Consider the following 18363-nt stretch of genomic DNA (forward strand, 5'->3'; position numbering starts at 1 on the left):
TCAGCCCTCGCCCAGATAGGCGTCGATCACCTCGGGATTGCGCCGGATCTCCTCCGGCTTCCCCTCGGCGATCTTCCTGCCCTGCACCACCACGACGATCTTGTCGCAGGCGCTCATCACCAGCGGCATGTCGTGTTCGACCAGCAGAACCGTGATGCCCCGCTCGGTGGCGAAGCGGCGGATGCGCCGCCCGAGCTCGGCCGATTCCGCTCCGTTGAGGCCGGCGGCCGGCTCGTCCATCAGCATCAGCTTCGGCCGCGAGCACAGCGCCCGCGCCAGCTCGACGTTCTTGCGCGTGCCGAAGGAGAGGTCCGAGACCCGCCGGTCGCGATGTTCGGCGAGGCCGAGCTCGACGAGCATCGCCTCCGCCTCGCCATAGGCCGCCTCGCGCGCCCGGCGCGCCGAGGGCAGGGCGAGAAGCTCGGAAAGGAGCCCGGTGCGGAACCTGTGGGCGCAACCCATCGCGATGTTGTCGAGCGTGGTCAGATCGCCGAACAGCTCGAGGTTCTGGAAGGTCCGCATCATGCCGATGCGGGTGATCGCGTGGATCGGCAGCCTCAACACGTCGCGGCCGAAGGCCTCGATCGAACCGGAGGTCGGCCGGGTGATGCGGGTCAGGCAGTTGAGCAGCGTCGTCTTGCCGGCGCCGTTCGGACCGATCAGGCCGCACACCACGCCCGGCTCGACCGAGAAGCCGACCCCGTCGACCGCCTTGAGGCCGCCGAAATAGACCGAGAGATCGCGGACGCGCAGAGCCGGGCTCATCGGCGGCCTCCGATCAGCGGCGCCAACCGTTCCGGCAGCGAGGCGAGGCCCTTGGGCAGCACCCGGATGAAGACGATGAGCAGCACGCCGTAGATGAGCATCTGCCATTTCTCGAAGGCCCGCAGCCCCTCCGGCGCCCCCGCCAGGAAGAGGCCGCCGAGCACCGCACCCCAGACGCTGCTCATGCCGCCGACCACCGCCATGGTGAGGAAGCTCAGCGACACCACCAGGGTGAAACTGTCGGTGGAGAGCTGGCCGAGCACGGCGCCGTAGAGCGCACCGGAGGCCCCGGTCAGCGCGGCGGAAAAGGCGAAGGCGAAGAGCCGCGACGCGGCGAGGTCGATGCCGCAGCACTGCGCCGCGAGTTCCGACTGGCGCAGCGCGTTGATCGACAGGCCGCCGAGCGAACGCCGGAAATTCCGGACCAGCAGCACCAGGAGGCCGAAGATCGCCAGACACAGGTAATAGGCCTGCCGATCCTCGGCGAGGCTCCAGCCGAAGAGGGAGGGGCGCTGCACGAACATGCCCTGCCGGCCGCCGGTCAGGCCGTCCCATTCGTAGAGGACGTGGACGAGAACCAGCGAGAAGCCGAGGGTGGCGATCGCCAGATAATGGCCGCGCACCCGGAGCGCCGGCAGGCCGACGACGACGCCGACCAGGCCGGCGAGCCCCGCCGCGGCGACGACCGAGACCTCGAACGGCACCCCGACGCGCTCGACCAGCACCGCCGAACCATAGGCGCCGACCGCCCAGAAACCGGCATGGCCGATCGAGATCAGTCCCGCCTCGCTCACCAGGACGTTCAGGCTCAGGGACACCATGGCGTAGATCGTCGCCATGCACATGATGTAGTGGCCGTAGGGACCGAAGAACACGGGGGCGACGAGAGCCGCCGCGATCGCCGCGATGTCGAGGATCCGCTTGTCCATGTCAGACCTTCTTGGCTCGATTGGTGACGAACACGCCCGATGGACGCAGGAGAAGGACGAGAATGATGAGGACGAAGGCGAAGCTGTCCTTCATCGAGGTGGACACGTAGGCCCCGAACAGCGTCTCGGCGACGCCGAGGATCAGGCAGCCGATCACCGAACCCGGCAGGCTCGAGAAGCCGCCGAGGATCGCCCCGGCGAAGCCCTTGAGGATGATCGACACCATCATCTGCTGATCGAGGAAGGTGAGCGGCGCGATCAGCACCGCCGAGATCACCGACAGTCCGCCGGCGAGCCCCCAGGCGGCGACGGCGACGTGCTCGACGCGGATCCCCATCATGCGCGCCGCCGTGCGGTTCATGCTCGCCGCGCGCATCGCGGTGCCCCACCGGGTCTTCTCGAAGAAGAGGTAGAGGGCGAACATCACCGAGAGCGCGACGGCGATGATGCCGAGGCTCGCCGGCGTCACCGCGACCCCGCCGACCGTGATCGGCGCGAGCTCGAAGAGCGAGGGGAAGGGATGGGGATCGAAGCCCCAGACGATGCCGGCGGCGCTGTTGAAGACGAAGAAGAGGCCGAGCGTCGAGATCAGGACGTTGAGCGCGGGCGCGTTCTCGATCGGCCGGACGACGATCAGCTGGACCAGGGCGCCGAGGAGAAAGCCGATCGGCAGCGTCGCGAGCACCGCGAGCCACAGCGGCATGTCGGTCTGGCGCAAGAGGGTCAGCGTCAGGAAGGCGCCGAACATCGCCATCTCGCCCTGACCGAAGTTCACCACGTCGGTCGCCTTGGAGATGATCACCAGGGAGACGCCGATCAGGGCGTAGATCGAGCCGAGCGCGAGGCCGGAGACGACGAGCGAGAGAAGGGTCATGCCGGCGCTCCTTCCCGCCGGGAGGCCGGCGCCGCGCAGGATTGGCCGATCACCAGCCGGGTCGGGAAGTGGCGGACGCGGCGCGGACGTTCCGCCCCCGCCGGCGTCAGCCGCGACAGCGCGGTCTCCGCCGCCACCTCGCCGAGCGCGGCGGCGTCCCAATCGATCATCGTGATCCCGGGATCGTAGAGTTCGGCGAGGCGCGAGCGGCCGACCGAGATCAGCGACAGGTCGCGGCCGACCTTCCGTCCGGTCTCGCGCAGGTGGGTCAGGACCATGGCGAGCATCCGATTGGCGAGGACGATCAGGGCGGTCGGCGGATCGTCCCGGTCGAGGAGCCCCCCCAGCGCCTCGGCGGTGAAGGCGCCGGTCGCCTCGTCGTGCACCAGCGCCGGATCGAACGGCAGGCCGGCGGCGGCGAGTTCGGCGCGGTAGCCGCGCAGGCGGGCGGCGGGCGCGCAGAGATTGGTCGGCGGCACGACGAGGCCGATGCGGCGATGGCCGAGGCCGAGGAGATGACGGACCGCCGCCCGTCCGCCGGTCTCGTGGTCGACGTAGATCGTGTCGTGGACCTCGCCGACCCGGTCGACGCAGACCACCGGGATCCCCGCATGGGCGAGCGCGTCCTCGTAGACGACGTGGTCGGTCGGGCCGCCGATGGTGATGATCGCGTCGATCGAGCGGGCGATGTCGCGCTCGAGCGCGGCGCGCTCCAGCGCCTCGTCGTATTCGGTGCCGTGCACGAGCAGCGTATGGCCCGAGCGCAGAAGGCGGCGCTCGATGCCGAGATAGATCGCCGTGAGCAACGGGTTCGAGAGATCGGAGACGTGGCAGGAGACGATGTGCGTCGATCCCGCGCGCATGGTGCGGGCGGCGGCGCTGGTGCTGTAGCCGATGTCGCGCACGGCGCGCTCGATCCGCGCCCGCACCGCCGCGCTGACGCCGGCCTGACCGTTGAGGGCGCGCGACACCGTGGCCGGCGTCACCTCCGCCAGACGCGCGACGTCGACGATGGTCGGTTTCTTGGCCATCAGATCGACAAGCCTCCGTCGACGGGGAGAAGGACGCCGGTGACGTAGGAGGCCGCGTCGCTCGCCAGGAACAGGGAGGCGGCCGCCACGTCCCAGCAGGTGCCCTGCCGGCCCATCGGACAGGCCGCGTCGCGTTCGGCGAGCTTGGCGGCGAGTTCTTCGGGCGTCATGTCACGGTAGAGAGTGCGGATGTGCGGCGTGTCCATCATGCCGGGCACGACGACGTTGACACGGATGCGATCCGGCGCGAGCTGGCGCGCCATGATCCGCGACATGTGGTTCAGCGCCGCCTTGGAGCTGTTGTAGGCGAGGAAACGCGCCGGCGACCAGCGCAGCGAGGCGGTCGAGGAGATGTTGACGATGGCGCCGCCACCGCCGGCCCGCATCACCGGCACCGCCGCCTTGCAGGTCAGGAAGACACCCTTGAGATTGACGTCGTGGACGAGATCCCAATCCTCCTCGGTGGTCTCGACCACGTCGCCGGGCGCCTCGATGCCGACGTTGTTGTGGAGGACGTCGATGCGGCCGTGATCGCGCGCGACGGTGTCGACGAGCGCGGCGATGCTCGCCCCGTCGCGGACGTCGGCGACCGCGGCGACGGCGCGGCCGCCCTCCGCGACGATGTCGCGGGCGGTCGCCTCGGCGGCGGCGGCGTGCCGATCCACGACGACGACGGTGGCGCCGTGGCGGGCATAGGTCAGCGCCGCGGCCTGGCCGTTCGACGGTCCGCCGACGGCGGCGGACGAGCCGCCGCCGATCACGAGCGCGACGCGCCCGTCGAGCCGATCCCCTCGCATTTCCCCCTCCACACGTCTCTTCAATAAAACGTTTCACGATTGATATTGTCGGAACCCCTTGCAGTCAATGGGTGTTTATGTTTGGCTTCGGCATATCGAACGCAAACGTTTCATCGGAGATGGACATGAGGACGCTGGATCTGGGCGGGGTGCGGGTGGATCGGATCGTCGAGATCGACCCGCTCTGGGTGGACGCCTTCTGGTTCTACAAGAACATCGATCAGGCGGCTCTCGACCGGAACGTCGCGTGGCTCGGACCCCGGCTCTACGACCCCTCCGCTCGGATGTTCGCGATCAGCTTCCACAGCTGGCTGGTGCGCGCGGGCGGCCTCAACATCCTGGTGGACACCTGCAACGGCAACCACAAGGAACGGCCGACGATGCATTGGCAGCATCGGCTGAAGCTCGACACCTACATGCGCGCCCTTGCCGCGCACGGGCTGACGGCCGACGACATCGACGTGGTGATGTGCACCCATCTCCACACCGACCATGTCGGCTGGAACACTCGTCTCGAGGACGGCCGCTGGGTTCCTACCTTCAAGAACGCGCGCCACGTCTTCTCCCGCCGCGAATACGAGCATCACGTCGCGCGGCAGAAGGAGACCCCCGACGTTCCGATCGGGCACGGCTCGTTCCGCGACAGCGTCCTGCCGGTCGTCGAGGCCGGGCTCGTCGACTTCGTCGCCGACGACCACGCGCTCTTCCACGATCTCGAGGAGAACGTCCGGCTCGAGCCGTCGCACGGCCACACGCCCGGCCACGTCTGCGTCAGCATCGAGGGCCGCCGGGACAAGGCGCTGATCACCGGCGACGCGATCCATCACCAGATCCAATTGCGCGAGCACCAGCTCGTCAACGTCGGTGACTTCGAGCCGGAGAAGGCGCGCGCCACGCGGCTGTCGTTGCTCAATCGCTGCTGCGACGAGCATCGGCTGATGCTCACCTGCCACTTCGTCGGTCCGACCGCCGGCTACATCCGCCGCGACGGGGATCTGTTCGACATCGAACATCTCGAGTGACGCGCCGGCCGCCGGGGCATCCGACGCGGCCGATCAGGACCGGACCGGCCGGCCGAGCGCCTGCTCGATCGCGCGGGCGACGGTCAGCACGGTTCGATCGCTGCCGGCGGTGCCGGCGACCATCAGCCCGACCGGCGCGTCGCCGCCGATCGGCAGCGAGACGGCGCAACCGTCGATCATGTTGATCAGCGACGTGTTGCGCAGCACCTGGAGATTGGTACGGACATAGGCCTCGTCGTCGTCGAGATCGGCGATGCGCGGCGGCACCACCGCCACCGTCGGCATCACCACCGCGTCGAAGCCGGCGAACCGGGCGGCGACGGCGTCGATCAGCCGCCGCCGCGCCGCCTCGAGGCGCAGGTACTCGACCGCCGACCGGGTGGCGCCGACACGGAGCCGCGCCGCCACCCTCCGGTCATAGGCCTCGCCCCGCGCGGTCAGGGTCTCCTCGTGCCAGGCATAGGCCTCGGCGGCGGTGAAGCCGCCCCCGGCACCGAGGCCGGGGATCTCGGCGAACTCCGGCGCCTCGATCTCGGTGATCGCGGCGCCGGCATCGCCGAGCCGCTTCAGCGCCGCGCCGAAGGCCTCGGCGACCGCCGGATCGAGCCCGTCGAGCACATGGGTGGTCGGCACCGCCAGCCGGAGGCCGGCGACCGGCCGGAGGTCGAGGGCGACCGGCTCCTCCCCCGCCAGGATCGCGTCGAGAACGGCGCAGCAGTCGGTCGTGCGGGCGATCGGGCCGATCGAATCGAGCGTCGTCGAGAGCGGGATCGCCCCCTCGCGCGGCACGCGGCGGGCGGTCGGCTTGAAGCCGACGAGACGATTGAAGGCGGCGGGGATGCGGCACGAGCCGCCGGTGTCGGTGCCGAGGGCGGCATGCGCCATGGCCTCGGCGACGGAGACCGCCGCCCCGGACGACGAGCCGCCGGGCGCGCGGCCGCGCCCCTCGTCGCGTCCCCAGATGCTGCGCGGCGTGCCGTGGTGCGGGTTGAGCCCGAGGCCGGAATAGGCGAATTCGGTCATGTTGGTGCGGCCGATCACGACGAAGCCGGCCCGCCGCAAGCGCGCGACGGCGGGGGCGTCGCGGCGAGCCGGCGGCCGGTCGGCGAGCACCACCGAGCCCGCCGTGGTGACCTCGCCGGCGATGTCGAAGAGATCCTTGATCGAGATCGGGATCCCCGCCCAGGGCGAGGGCGCCGCCCCGGCCCGGCGCAGCAGGTCCATGGCGTCGGCCGCCGCGCGGGCGCCCTCCGCCGCGACCGCGAGGAAGGTCGTCGCCCCCTCGCTCGAGCGGGCGATGCGCTCCAGGCAGCCTTCGACCAGATCGCGGCTCGAGGTCGCCCCCGAGGCGAGGTCGGCGGCGAGAGCGGCGAGGGAGGGGGCGGCATCGGTCATGGGCGGGGGCCTCGATCGAGGGAGGGGACGGAGCGAAAGGCGGAGGTCATCCGGCGGGGTCGGCGCGCGGCGAGGAACGGCGCGCGGCGAGGATCTCGAGCGAATCGGTCGCCCGGCCGCCGGCGTCGGGATCCTCGGCCCGCGACGTGAACGTCGCCATCTGCGGACGCCAGCTCTCCCACAGTCGGCGCAGCGCCGCAATCGGCGCGGGGTCGTCGTCGACGCGCAGATCGGCGAGCGGGAAGGGCAGACGATCGGCGATCGCCAGGGCGGCCGAGCGCAGGGGAAAGACTTCGCCCCCGGCCGCGAGCCCCGCCTCGAGCGCGGCGAGGAGCCGTTCGCCGATCTCCTCGCCCGAGAGGCGCTCGGCGGCCTCGATCTCGGCCGCGCAGACGCTCGCGTCGGCGAGGATGTTGCCGATCGCCACGGTTCCGGCGCCGGTCGCCGCCGCGAAGATCGGCCGGTGCTCCGATCCGTGGAAGAAGGCGACGCCGCCGGTCCGGTCGACGACGGCGAGCTGACGCCATTTCGCGTCGGGCGTCGAGGCGACCAGCGCCTCGATCGTCGCGGCGGCGTCGAGGCCGGCGGCGAGGAAGTCGAGCCCGCGCGGTCCGAGCCGGGGGTCGGTGCGATGCTGGCTCAGCACCGCGCCGACGCCGGCGCGCACGAACAGGCAACGGCTGCCGACGGCCGGGCTCGAGGTCGCCGCGGCGACGCCGAACATGCCGGTGCGCGGGCAACGGATGGCGATCGAGAAGGTCATGGGTCGGGTCTCCGCGCGGCTCGCGCCGCGATCACGGTCGGAACGGATTGCGGGGAAAGCGGTCGGGCCGGAGCGGCGCGAGATCGATCGGCGGCGGGAGGTCGCCGACGAGATCGGCGACGATCCGCCCGGTGATGCCGCCGAGCGTCAGGCCGAGGTGACCGTGACCGAAGGCGTAGATCACGCGCGGTTCCGTCGGCGACCGGCCGATCACCGGCAGCGAATCCGGCATCGACGGGCGGAAGCCGAGCCAATCCCGCGACGGCGCCCCGAGCCCGGGGAGAAACGCCCGCGTCTTCTCGGCGATCACGGCCGTGCGCAGCGCCCGAGGCGGCCGGTCGAGACCGCCGAGCTCGATCGTGCCGGCCGAGCGCAGCCCTTCGCCGAGCGGCGTCATGTAGAACCCGTCCTCGGGATAGAGCGTGGGCGTGGCGAGCAGCTTCTCGCCGCCGGGAAAGAGCACGTGATGGCCGCGCTCGACGCCGAGACGGATCTCGTCGCCGAGGCCCGCGGCGAGCCGCCTCGACCACGCGCCGCCCGCGACGACGATCCGCTCGACCGACAGGCGTTCACCCTCGATCACGACCGACACGGCGTCCGGACCGCTCTCGATCCCGGCCGCGCGGCCGCGCAGAATGCGCCCGCCGCGCGCCACGATCGCCCGCGCCAGCCCCTCGGCGTAGCGGTGCGGATCGTCGATGGAATAGCAGTCGGGGAAGAAGATGCCGCCGCGATAGAGCGGCGCGAGCCCGGGCTCGCGGTCGCGGACCGCGGCGACGTCGAGCCGCTCCATCCGCACCCCCTCGCGCTCGCGCAGCGCGAAGCTCGCCTCGGCCGCCCGCAACGCCGCCTCGCCGCGGAAGAGATGCATGCAGCCGATCGACCGTTTCAGCCCGGCGACGCCGCTCTCCGTCATCAGCGACGCGTGGCCGTCCTCGGCGAGGCGCAGCAGCCGGCCGAGGACGGGAACGATGCGGTCGAACTCGGCCGGGCGCGACGCCTTCAGGAAGGAGAGCAGCCAGGGCGCCATCCCCGGCAGATCGCGCCAGGAGATGGCGAGCGGACCGCGCCGATCGGCCAGCATGGCCGGGACGCGGCGGACGATGCCGGGGGTGGCGAGCGGCAGGCAGGCGCTGACCGCGATCGTGGCGGCATTGCCGAAGGTGCAGGCCCGGCGGTAGTCGCCGCCGTCGACCGGCGGGTTCTCGTCGACGACGGTCACGCCGTGACCCGCGCGCAGCAGCCACAGCGCCGAGGAGAGGCCGACGACGCCGGCGCCGACCACGACGACGGACCGCCGCCGCTCGGCCGGAACCGGGACCTCGGAAAGGGGGGCGGGATCTCGCGTCATCGTCGCCGGGTCCTCGGGGGTCACAGGGCCGCGACGACGATGACCTCGACGTCGAGGCCGGCGACCGCCGGGCGCACGACGCCGGTCGCCCGGCACGGCGGGTTGGCCGGATCGATCCAGGCCTCCCAGACCTCGTTCATCGCGTCGAAATCGGCCATGTCGGCGAGCCAGATCGTCGCCTGGAGCAGTTTCGACTTGTCGCTGCCGGCGGCTTCCAGCCAGCGCTCGACCTTGGCGAGGGCGGTGCGCGTCTGGGTGCGGATGTCGTCGCCGACGCTGCCGCACTGGCCGGCGACATAGACGGTGTCGCGGTGGATGGAGACCATGCTGGTGCGCTTCAGGAGTTCCAGACGGCGGATGGTCATGGGGATCGCGTCTCCTCGGGATCGGAGGGTTCAGGCCAAGGCGGCGGTGGGGGCGAGGTGATGCAGGGCGCCGCCGTGGAAGACCAGCGGATCGCCCTCGATGGTCTCGACGTCGAGCACGCGGCCGACGAAGATCTCGTGGTCGCCGCCGGGATAGCGGGCCCAGACGCGGCATTGCAGGCGGGTGATCGCCCCGTCCAGGATCGGCGCGCCGCCGAGGCCGGGACGGTGGGCGAGCCCCTCGAACTTGTCCTCCGCCGGACGGGCGAAGCGGGCGCACACGTCTTCCTGATGGGCGGCGAGCACGTTGACCGCGAAATGGGAATTGGCGCGGAACGCCGCGAGGCTCGGCGTCGTCAGGCGGATGCTCCACAGGATCAGCGGCGGGTCGAGCGAGACCGTGTTGAAGGAACTCGCGGTCATCCCGACCGAACGGCCGTCGGGGGCGCGGGTGGTGATCACCGTCACGCCGGTGGCGAAACGGCCGAAGGCGTGGCGCAGGAGGCGCGGATCGAAGACCGGATCGGCGGGATCCCCGCCGGTCGCCGGCCCGCCGGCACGCTCGATCTCGGAGCAGGCCGCAGCAGTCATGACGATGACCCTCTCATTTCCGGTTGATGTGCATCATCCGCTCGAAGCCGATGAGCCGTTCGATGGCGAAGACCAGGGCGCAGGACAGCGCGATCAGCAGCGTCGCCATGGCGGCCACGGTCGGATCGTCGAAGTCGCGGATGTACTGGTAGGCGACGACCGGCAGAACCGCGCTGCGCTCGTCGGTGAGGAAGACGCTGATCGAGAAGTTGTCGATCGCCTCGACGAAGACGAAGACCGCCCCGGCCAGCATGCTCGACTTCAGCTGCGGCAGGGTGACCAGGAAGAAGGTCCTCAACCGCGTCGCTCCGAGGTTGCGCGCCGCCTCCTCGAGCCGGGGATCGAGGCCGAGCAGGTCGGCGACCATGGTCCGGACCGCGAAGGGCAGGCCGAAGACGAACATGCCGATCAGCAGGCGCCCGAGGCCGAGATCGCCGTGGACCGCGGTGAAGAGCGCGAGCAGCGCCACGCCGGTCACCACCCCGGGAACGATCAGCGGGGACAGCAGCAGCGTCGCGATCAGGTCGCGACCGGCGAAGCGGCCGCGCGCGATCGCCACCGCCGTCGGCAGGCCGACGACCAGACAGGCGGGGGTGACGATGAGCGCGACCTTCAACGAGTGTTCCGTCGCGGTCATGAACCGCTCGGACTCGAAGAAGTTGACGTACCAGCGCAACGTCGGCCCGCGCGGCGGCCATTGGAAATAGGCGCCGTCGTTGAAGGAGAACGCCACCACGAAGACGACCGGCAGCAACAGGAACAGACAGGCCAGCGTCGCGGTGAGCGGCACCAGACGGCCGTAGGGGCGTTCGAGAGAGCGACGGTTCATCGCACCACCACCTTGCGGACCAGCCGCTCGAGACCGGCGAAGCCGAGGATCACTACGAAGGAGAGGACCAGGAAGACGGCCGACGTCGCGGCGGCGAAGGGAATGTCGTAGGCGACGAAGAGGCGCTCGTAGATGTGGTTGGCGACCATCCGGACCCGGCCGCCGCCGAGCAGCAGCGGGAAGAGGAAGGAGGAGAGCGCCAGCGAATAGGTGAGCGACGCCGCCACCACGAGGCCCGAGGAGAGCAACGGCAGGGTGACGCGGAAGAAGGTCGTCATCCGCGTCGCGCCGAGATTGCGAGCGGCCTCCTCGACCGACAGCGGCAGGTTCTTCACCGCCCCGACCAGGGTGAAGACGGTGAAGGGCAGCAGGAAGTGGACGAGCGAGATCGAGACGCCGAGCCAGTTGAAGACCAACCGGATCGGCCGCTCGATCACCCCGAGATGCACCAGCGCCAGATTGATCAGGCCCTTGTTGCCGAGCAGCACCATCCAGGCATAGGCGCGCGTCACGCCCCCCGACAGGAAGGTGACGGCGAGGGTGAAGAGCAGGATGCTGCGCACCAGCCGCGACGGCGAACGGGCGATGACCAGGGCCATGGGCACCGCGATCACCAGGGAGATCATCGTCAGCGCGAAGGAGATCCACAACGTCTCGCCGATCACAGCCAGCTCGCGCCACGAGCCGAAGATGCGCAGGTAGTTGTCGAAGGTGAAGTCACCGCCGACGCCGAGCCCTCCCGGCGTCGCCCGATAGAAGCTGGTCCAGCCGAAGAGCCCGTAGGCGGAGAACAGCAGGCCGATCGACAGCAGCGCCGGCACGGTCAGCCACAGGTGATGTCGGTTCTCCTTGTCCATCACCGCTCCAATACGATCGTGTGGTCGGGATCGAGGACGACCTTCACGGTGGCCCCGGGCTCGTGACGCCGCACCGAGCGCATGCGCGAGGCGTGCGCCTCGAAGCGGGTGCCGGCGGCGTCGACCTGATAGACGACCTTCTCGCCGAGTTCGGCGACGGCGGAGACGGTGCCGACGAAGCCGTCGCGCGGGTCGATCGCGGCGGCGACCTCGACATGGGTCGGCCGCACCGCGATCTGCACGTCGCGCCCCGCCGCGAGCCCCTCCGGGTGCCAGCCGGCGACCCGCACGCCGCCCATCGCGATCTCGACCCGCGACCCCACCGAGCCGACGACCCGGGCGGGAAGCAGATTGGCGATGCCCATGAAGCGGGAGACGAACTGCGAGGCGGGCCGGTCGTAGATGTCCAACGGCTGGCCGAACTGTTCGATGCGACCCTCCTTCAGGACCGCGATCCAGTCCGAGAGATAGAGCGCTTCGTCCTGGTCGTGGGTGACGACCACGGTGGTGATGCCGAGCGAACGCTGCAGATTGCGCAGTTCCGCCTGCATCTCGTCGCGCAGGTTGCGATCGAGAGCCCCGAGGGGCTCGTCGAGCAGCAGCAGCTTGGGGCGAACGACCAGGGCGCGGGCGAGGGCGACGCGCTGCTGTTGACCACCGGAGAGCTGCGAGGGATAGCGGCCGGCCAGGGCGCCGAGCTTGACCATGTCGAGGGCGTCGCGCACCCGCTCGACGATCTCCGCCTTCGACAGCCGGCGCATCCTCAGGCCGAAGGCGACGTTGTCGGCCGCCGTCATGTGGGGGAAGAGCGCGTAGTTCTGGAACACCATGCCGGTGTCGCGCGCCTCGGGCTGCAGACCGGCGATGTCGCGTCCGTCGACGAGGATCTCGCCGGAGGTGCTGGCGACGAAGCCGGCGATCATCCGCAGCACCGTCGTCTTGCCGCAGCCGGAGGGGCCGAGCAGGGTCAGGAGCGACCCCGGCGGCACGTCGAGGGACACGTCACGGATGACGTGGAACCTGTCGTAGTACTTGTCGAGCCGGCGCAGGCTCAACGAGCTTCCTTGAATCTTGTCCATCGAGAGACCGCCGCTGGTGTCGTGGGGGCGTGCGGAACCCGCCGGCCCCGAGGGATGCCGTCATGTCGAGCGTCGTCATGCCGTCCGTCGGAGCCGGCCGGTGATGCGAGCGTCAGTTGGCGATTTCGCGGTTGAAGCGCTCGGTCCAGCCGCCGATGGCGGCGTTCAGCTTGCCGTTGTCGAAGGCGATGCCGTCACCCGGGGCCGGGAGCGAATCGACCAGTTCCGGCGAGGGCTTGGCGGCGGGGTTGACCGGGGCCATGCCGGTCTTGATCGAGATGATCTCCTGCATCTCCGGCGTCGACACGAAGTCGATGAATTTGGCTGCGTTCGCCTCGTTGCCGCTGCGCACGATCATCATCACGTCGAACATCATCGGGGCCGGCTTGGGGCTGACCATCTTGACCTTCAGACCCTCGTCGCGCAGCCGCTTGGCGTGGGAGGGCTGACCGACCAGCACGCTCGCCTCGCCCTGGGCGATCGACTGGCGCGCCTGTGCGTCCGAAGCGTAGTAGAGGGCGACGTTGGGGCGCAGTTTCTTCAGCGCCGCGAAACCCGGGTCGACGTCGTCGATCGAGCCGCCCTCGAGGGTCGCGGCGACCAGCAGCATCGAGCCCTGGTAGATGCCGACGCTCGGGACCGCGAGACGGCCCTCGAACTCGGGCTTCCACAGATCGCGCCAGCTGGTGATCGGCGTCTTCACCTCGTCGGTGCGGTAGATGATGCCCATCGGATAGTAGTAGGCCGCGACCCAATCGGCGGTATGGGCGTCGGGGTTCAGCGCCGCGACGTTGGCGAGACCCGTGCTCGGGACCTTGGCGAAGAGCTCCTGGTCGGAGGCGGCGCGCGCGGCGACCGAGGAGGTGGTGAACCAGACGTCGATGGTCGGCTTGGCCTTCATCGCCTGCAGCTTGACCAGGCCCTCGCCGGAGGTGCTCTGGGTGACCGGCTCGACCTTGATGCCGGTCTTCTTCTCGAAGGTCTTGGCGATTTCCTCGAAGGCCGACTGCCAGGTCGAGCCCCAGATCTGGACGGTGAGCTTCCCATTCTCTGCGAGGGCCGGCGTACCGGCAAACAGCACCGATGCGATCGCGACCGTTCGGCCGATTCCCGAAATGGTGAACTTCATCTGCCATTCTCCTGTCGAGAGACGCTTTTGTTGAACGCATCGAGAAGATGCGATCGGATGAGATTCTCGGCTTTCCCCGCATCGCGTGCCCGCAGCGCGGCGACGATCTCGCCGTGCTCGTGGATCGTCGTTCTCGACTGCTCTCGGTCGAGTTGCTTCAGCTCCGATTCACTCATGAAGTACTCGGAGTATTTCTCGATCGCCGTCACCAGCCGCGGCACCCCGCAGGCCTGGTAGATCCGGCTGTGAAACTCGGTATTGGTGGCGACGCGCTCCTGCAGTGCCTCGTAGGGGAGCGAGGCGCTGCGCTGGACCGAGGCCTCGAGGAAGTCGAGATCCTCCTCGGTCAGGCGGCTCGCGGCGAGGCGGGTGGCGTAGCCCTCGAGCGCCATGCGGATGTGGCGGATGCCTTCGAGTTCCGCCCAGGTGTCGCCGACCTCGACGCCGGCGCCGCGCCGGCGGATCAGCCGCTCGCCGGCGAGCCGCACGAAGGCCTCGCGCAAGGGGGTGCGACTGACGCCGAGCCGTTCGGCCACGTCGACCTCGCGCAGCCGGGTGCCGGGGGCGAGCCTGCCGTCCAGGATCATCTCCCGCAGCAGGCGGTGGATGGCGTCGGCGGCGCTGACGGTCTCGGGGCGGTCGCGGACCGGGAGCTCGGCGAAGGGGGCGGCTTCCATGGCTGTCTTCTCCTGCAGGGGCCGATCGGAGCACCGGGCTCCGATCGGTGAGGGACGCGGACGTCGGATGGACGCGCTCCCGGTCCCGACGGGCCGAGGGCGGCCTAGAGATTGGCGAGGCGCGCGGCCCGCTTCACCGATCCCTGACGGTCGTAACTCTCATAGAGAGCCATCGACTGGGCGAAGATGGGTGATTCGGCGAAGATCTGGTACGCCTGGGCCCGGCCGGCGAAGGCGGAGGACGTCAATTCCACGGCGAGATTGACGACCCGGATGCGATCCTCGGCCGGGACGTCGCCGACCCGGAAGTACTTCTCGATGTCGCCTCGGATCTCCTCGTTGGCGAACGACTTGCGCGAGGGCACGACCACCGGGCTGCCGCCGATGATGTCGCGCAGATTGTGGACGGCCTGATTGTAGTTGGTCGACGCGTAGACACGGCCGGCGTTCTGGATCGCCTGGTTCGGCATCCACAGGCCGGTGTCCGTCTGCTGCGCGGCCGCCTCCGCGGCGAGGATGAAGGAGTTCAGCGTCTCGCGGAACACCATCAGCTCGGCGATGCGCTGCTTGACCTGCGGGATGGTGATGGTGCGGGTCTGTTCGGCGGCGAGCAGCGCCGTGCCGACGAGGGTATCGGCCTTGGCGAAGGAGCGCAGCAGGAAGCCCTGCGCCGCCCAGCGGGTCAGATCGGTGCGGATCAGGCGGGCGAGGTCCGGCTTGCGGCTGAAGACGACATCCTCCCAGGGGATGAACACGTCGTCGAACACCAGCAGCGTGTCGATCTCGTCGAAACGGGCGGTCAGGGGCCGGTCGAAGGGATCGACGCCGAGGCCGAGGGGCGAGCGGCAGATGTGGCGCAGGCCCGGGGCGTTCATCGGCACGATGAAGGCGACGGCGTAGTCGGTGTTCTCCACCACCCAGGCGCCGACGGTCGGCTTGACGAAGGCGACGTGGGCGTAGGAGGCGCCGGTCTCGTATTTGGCGCCGCGCACGACGATGCCGTCGGCGCGCTCCTCGACGACGCGGAGATAATGGTCGGGATCCTGCTGCTGGTAGGGCTGGCGGCTGCGATCCCCCTTCATGTCGGTGTTGCCGCTGGTCATGAAGAGATTGGTCTGCTGGAGCTTGTCGATCCAGCGCGCCACGTTGCGGTGATAGCGCTCGTCGTACTGGTCGAGCAGATCCTTGCGGTCGTACATGACGAAGAGCGGCGACACGGTCTCGTCGCCGAACCTGTCCATCACCGGACAGACCTCGGTCAGGACCGCATGGGTCATGTGGCGGCGCATGACCAGATCCTCGCGGGTCTCCGGCAGCTTGTAGAACCGGCCGCGCCGGACGTCGCCGTCCTCGAAGGTGAGGGCGTCGCGGAAGGCGTCCTCGAACTGCATGTCGTAGATGCGCGCCATCGCGTCGATCATGCCGGTGAAGGCGGGATGCGCGGTCACGTCCTCGACCCGTTCGCCGTCGATCCACACCTTGCGGCCGTCGCGAAGGCTCTCGCGATATTCGTTGCCGGTCATCAATGTCATCGGTTCAACCTCGATTCCTCTGTCGGATCAGTGACGGCTCAATTCGGCGATCAACCCCGCGAAGATCGCGCCGCGGTCGGCGACGCTGCGCAGGAGGATGGTCTCGTCGCGACTGCAGATGTCGGCGCATTCCGGGCCGGTACCGTCGAGCGTCGGGACGCCGAGGGCGCCGCAGAAGCTGCCGTCGGAGCCGCCGGCGACCGTCGGCATCTCGAAGTTCGGCACGTCGAGCTCACGGGCGATGCGCTCGGCGATGGCGAAGAGCCGGGCGGTGCCCTCCGACGGAGGCCAGCTCGGCCGCGTCCAGCCGCCGAGGAGGGCGACCTCGACGCGCGGGTCGCGCCTCGTCTCGACGATGCGCCGGATCTCCGCCTCGAGCGTCGCCGCCTGTTCCTGCGTGCGCGCCCGGACGTCCATGTGCAGACGGGCCTCGTGCGGGATCACCTGGCGGGCCTGACCGCCCTCGAAGCGGCCGACGTTGACGACGAGACCGGCATCGGGATCGCTCAACGCCTCGAGCTGGCCGACCATCGCGGCGAGCTCGCGCACCGCGCTCGCCCCCTTGTGGTAGTTGACGGCGGCGTGGGCCGAGGCGCCCTTCGCCTCGACGAAGAAGGCGCCGACCGCCCCGCGCGAGGTCATCATGCCGCCACCCGGTCGCGCCGGCTCGAGCACCAGCACCCAGTCGGCGGCGCGCGCGTGATCCTCGATCCAGCTCCGGCACTTGGGGCTGCCGAGTTCCTCGTCGCAGACGACGACGTATTTGATCTCCTCGAACCCGGTCGAACCGGCGGCGATCGCGAGGTCGAGGGCGTGGATCGCCATCACCAGACCGCCCTTCATGTCGCCGACGCCCGGCCCGGTCGCCCGCTCGCCCTTCACGGCATAGGGCCACTCCTGCGCGGTACCCTTCGGCCACACGGTGTCGGCATGTCCGAGGATCATCAGGCGGCCTGTGCCGCCGAAGCGGCGCGTCGCGAAGAGGCGCTGACCGCGCTCCTCGACGTCCTCGTAGGTCGGGGTGAAGCCGAGGTCCTGCAACCGATCTCCGATCCAATGGACGACGCGGGTCACGCCCTCCGCGTCATAGGAACCGCTGTCGATGCCGACCAGTTCGGCGATGTCCGCGAGCATGCGCGGCAGGCGATCGTTCAGCTCGGCTCTCAGTGTCTGTGGTGTCGGCATCGGCCACTCCCTTCGTCTGTCTGTATTAATGCATACAGGAATACACGGATGCAAGACGCGATCGATGCTGCTCTGCACAGAATTCGGGCATGCCGCCTTCGGCGCCGCAACACGCGGCCGGGCGCGTCGCAGTCACGGGCGACACGGAGGACGATCCGAGGTTCGGGGAGCGGCGAGAGGGGCCGCGCGGGGGCGCGACGGACCGGCGCCACACGACCCTCTCTCGAGGGGCGCGTCTGCGCGTCACGGCGATGTCGGTGAAACGAACGGGGAGGGTTCGGATCGGGCCCGGGGCGCGGGTCGGAGCGTGCGGGGCCGCGCCTCCGTCCCTCCCGCGTGGCGGCACGTGAGGATCACGCGCGCCGATCGGACGGTGCGCGCAGCGCCGTCACGCGGCCGGGTCTCTCGGTCGAGGACCCGGGGGCGAGGAGCAGCCGAGGGTGCCGGGGGCGATCAGGCCGAGGGGCCGCGCACCTGGTCGGCCGCGTGGGAGCCGCCGACGACCTTGGTGAGGAGGGCGATGAACGTCGCGTGCTCCTCGTCCGTCAAGGGCGCGAGGAGGCGCTCCTGGACGCGAAGCACCGCCTTCTGGGCGTCGACGAGAAGCTCGTTGCCCGCGGAGAGGGTGAAGAGCTGCTTGATTCGCTGATTGTTCGCCGGGACGATCCGGCAGACGAAGCCCTTCTTCTCGAGCCCGTTCAAGACGTTGGTGATCGTCGATCGGTCGATCGCGATGAGATGGCCGAGGCGCTTCTGATCGATGCCGGGATTGTCTCGGATGGCGATGAGAGAGGCGAATTGAACCGGCGTCACGCCGAATTCCGCCAGTTCCTCGGAAAACAACGCCACCGCGATCTGTTGTGTCCGCCGGACGAGGTGACCTGGAGTCTTATAGACGTCCTTGAGCTTGAGAAGATCTTCGCTCGTTATCGCCGCGGGCCCCGTCTGCATAAACTCTACTCTCGCGAGACTATTTCAAATGACCGAGCGTGGACGGTGGAAGCCGCCTTCGGAATTGGGAGCGCAATATCGCACAAACCGAATTCGAGCGACAGCCGAGAAAGACGCGCGCCGCTTCGGCCCTACGAGCCGAAGTGACGGGTGGCGGCGTGGTGCGGCTGCGACGTCTGGTGCCGTCATCGTGGCCTCACACCGAGAGATAGGTTTCCTGGATGGAGGCGTCGGCGAGAAG

At 69.7% G+C, this 18363-nt stretch carries 19 protein-coding genes; 1 reads left to right on the forward strand and 18 read right to left on the reverse strand.

The genetic code is table 11. The annotated features are described in order from the left end of the window. From J3S89_RS01320 to J3S89_RS01340, 5 genes are read right to left on the reverse strand one after another with little or no spacing between them, the layout of a single operon-like run. Window positions 1–765 (reverse strand): ABC transporter ATP-binding protein, encoded by a 765-nt coding sequence (locus J3S89_RS01320; protein WP_217925672.1) that lies wholly within the window; start codon window positions 763–765, stop codon window positions 1–3. Beyond that, window positions 762–1694, reverse strand: a complete 933-nt coding sequence (locus J3S89_RS01325; protein ID WP_217925673.1) for a branched-chain amino acid ABC transporter permease — start codon at window positions 1692–1694, stop codon at window positions 762–764. The genes J3S89_RS01320 and J3S89_RS01325 overlap by 4 nt, the downstream gene beginning before the upstream one ends. A 1-nt stretch (window position 1695) precedes the next feature. Next, window positions 1696–2568 (reverse strand): branched-chain amino acid ABC transporter permease, encoded by an 873-nt coding sequence (locus J3S89_RS01330; protein WP_217925674.1) that lies wholly within the window; start codon window positions 2566–2568, stop codon window positions 1696–1698. Further along, window positions 2565–3599, reverse strand: a complete 1035-nt coding sequence (locus J3S89_RS01335; RefSeq protein WP_217925675.1) for a LacI family DNA-binding transcriptional regulator — start codon at window positions 3597–3599, stop codon at window positions 2565–2567. Before J3S89_RS01335 ends, J3S89_RS01330 begins: the two co-directional genes overlap by 4 nt. Beyond that, window positions 3599–4396: an SDR family NAD(P)-dependent oxidoreductase gene (locus J3S89_RS01340; protein ID WP_217925676.1), complete on the reverse strand. Its 798-nt coding sequence runs from the start codon at window positions 4394–4396 to the stop codon at window positions 3599–3601. The genes J3S89_RS01335 and J3S89_RS01340 overlap by 1 nt, the downstream gene beginning before the upstream one ends. 125 nt (window positions 4397–4521) lie before the next feature. On the opposite strand from J3S89_RS01340, the gene J3S89_RS01345 reads away from it, so the two are divergent. Next, complete coding sequence (locus J3S89_RS01345; protein ID WP_217925677.1) at window positions 4522–5418, forward strand: MBL fold metallo-hydrolase; 897 nt, start codon at window positions 4522–4524, stop codon at window positions 5416–5418. 33 nt (window positions 5419–5451) lie between these two features. Here the strand turns inward: J3S89_RS01345 and J3S89_RS01350 are convergent, their stop codons facing one another. The 13 genes from J3S89_RS01350 to J3S89_RS01410 all read right to left on the reverse strand — a co-directional run bounded on the left by J3S89_RS01350 (window position 5452) and on the right by J3S89_RS01410 (window position 18122). After that, entirely contained in the window at window positions 5452–6813 is a 1362-nt protein-coding gene (locus tag J3S89_RS01350; protein ID WP_217925678.1) for an amidase, read from the reverse strand. 46 nt (window positions 6814–6859) lie between these two features. Continuing rightward, window positions 6860–7576 carry a DUF1028 domain-containing protein gene (locus J3S89_RS01355; protein ID WP_217925679.1) on the reverse strand — a complete coding sequence of 239 codons (717 nt, stop codon included), beginning with the start codon at window positions 7574–7576 and terminating at the stop codon, window positions 6860–6862. 31 nt (window positions 7577–7607) lie between these two features. Further along, entirely contained in the window at window positions 7608–8927 is a 1320-nt protein-coding gene (locus tag J3S89_RS01360) for an NAD(P)/FAD-dependent oxidoreductase (RefSeq protein WP_217925680.1), read from the reverse strand. Between the two features lie 20 nt (window positions 8928–8947). Beyond that, window positions 8948–9292 carry a RidA family protein gene (locus J3S89_RS01365; protein WP_217925681.1) on the reverse strand — a complete coding sequence of 115 codons (345 nt, stop codon included), beginning with the start codon at window positions 9290–9292 and terminating at the stop codon, window positions 8948–8950. A 30-nt stretch (window positions 9293–9322) separates the two neighbouring features. Then, window positions 9323–9883: a flavin reductase family protein gene (locus J3S89_RS01370; RefSeq protein ID WP_217925682.1), complete on the reverse strand. Its 561-nt coding sequence runs from the start codon at window positions 9881–9883 to the stop codon at window positions 9323–9325. Window positions 9884–9896: 13 nt separating this feature from the next. Further along, window positions 9897–10712, reverse strand: coding sequence for an ABC transporter permease (locus tag J3S89_RS01375; RefSeq protein WP_217925683.1), 816 nt, complete (start codon window positions 10710–10712; stop codon window positions 9897–9899). After that, window positions 10709–11569, reverse strand: a complete 861-nt coding sequence (locus J3S89_RS01380) for an ABC transporter permease (protein WP_217925684.1) — start codon at window positions 11567–11569, stop codon at window positions 10709–10711. Before J3S89_RS01380 ends, J3S89_RS01375 begins: the two co-directional genes overlap by 4 nt. Then, the gene (locus tag J3S89_RS01385) at window positions 11569–12648 is read right to left on the reverse strand and encodes an ABC transporter ATP-binding protein (protein ID WP_217925685.1); all 1080 of its coding nucleotides are present in this window, start codon (window positions 12646–12648) and stop codon (window positions 11569–11571) included. Before J3S89_RS01385 ends, J3S89_RS01380 begins: the two co-directional genes overlap by 1 nt. Before the next feature lie 112 nt (window positions 12649–12760). Beyond that, on the reverse strand, window positions 12761–13777 hold the full coding sequence (locus tag J3S89_RS01390; RefSeq protein ID WP_217925686.1) for an ABC transporter substrate-binding protein: 1017 nt from the start codon (window positions 13775–13777) through the stop codon (window positions 12761–12763). After that, window positions 13774–14454 carry a GntR family transcriptional regulator gene (locus J3S89_RS01395; RefSeq protein ID WP_217925687.1) on the reverse strand — a complete coding sequence of 227 codons (681 nt, stop codon included), beginning with the start codon at window positions 14452–14454 and terminating at the stop codon, window positions 13774–13776. Before J3S89_RS01395 ends, J3S89_RS01390 begins: the two co-directional genes overlap by 4 nt. 104 nt (window positions 14455–14558) lie before the next feature. Then, the gene (locus J3S89_RS01400; RefSeq protein ID WP_217925688.1) at window positions 14559–15986 is read right to left on the reverse strand and encodes a 4-hydroxyphenylacetate 3-hydroxylase family protein; all 1428 of its coding nucleotides are present in this window, start codon (window positions 15984–15986) and stop codon (window positions 14559–14561) included. Between the two features lie 27 nt (window positions 15987–16013). Then, window positions 16014–17171, reverse strand: coding sequence for a M20 family metallopeptidase (locus tag J3S89_RS01405; RefSeq protein WP_217925689.1), 1158 nt, complete (start codon window positions 17169–17171; stop codon window positions 16014–16016). Between the two features lie 453 nt (window positions 17172–17624). After that, entirely contained in the window at window positions 17625–18122 is a 498-nt protein-coding gene (locus tag J3S89_RS01410; protein ID WP_217925690.1) for a MarR family winged helix-turn-helix transcriptional regulator, read from the reverse strand. Window positions 18123–18363 lie beyond the last annotated feature (241 nt).

This window comes from Pinisolibacter aquiterrae (genome assembly GCF_019160155.1).
Classification (GTDB): domain Bacteria; phylum Pseudomonadota; class Alphaproteobacteria; order Rhizobiales; family Ancalomicrobiaceae; genus Pinisolibacter; species Pinisolibacter aquiterrae.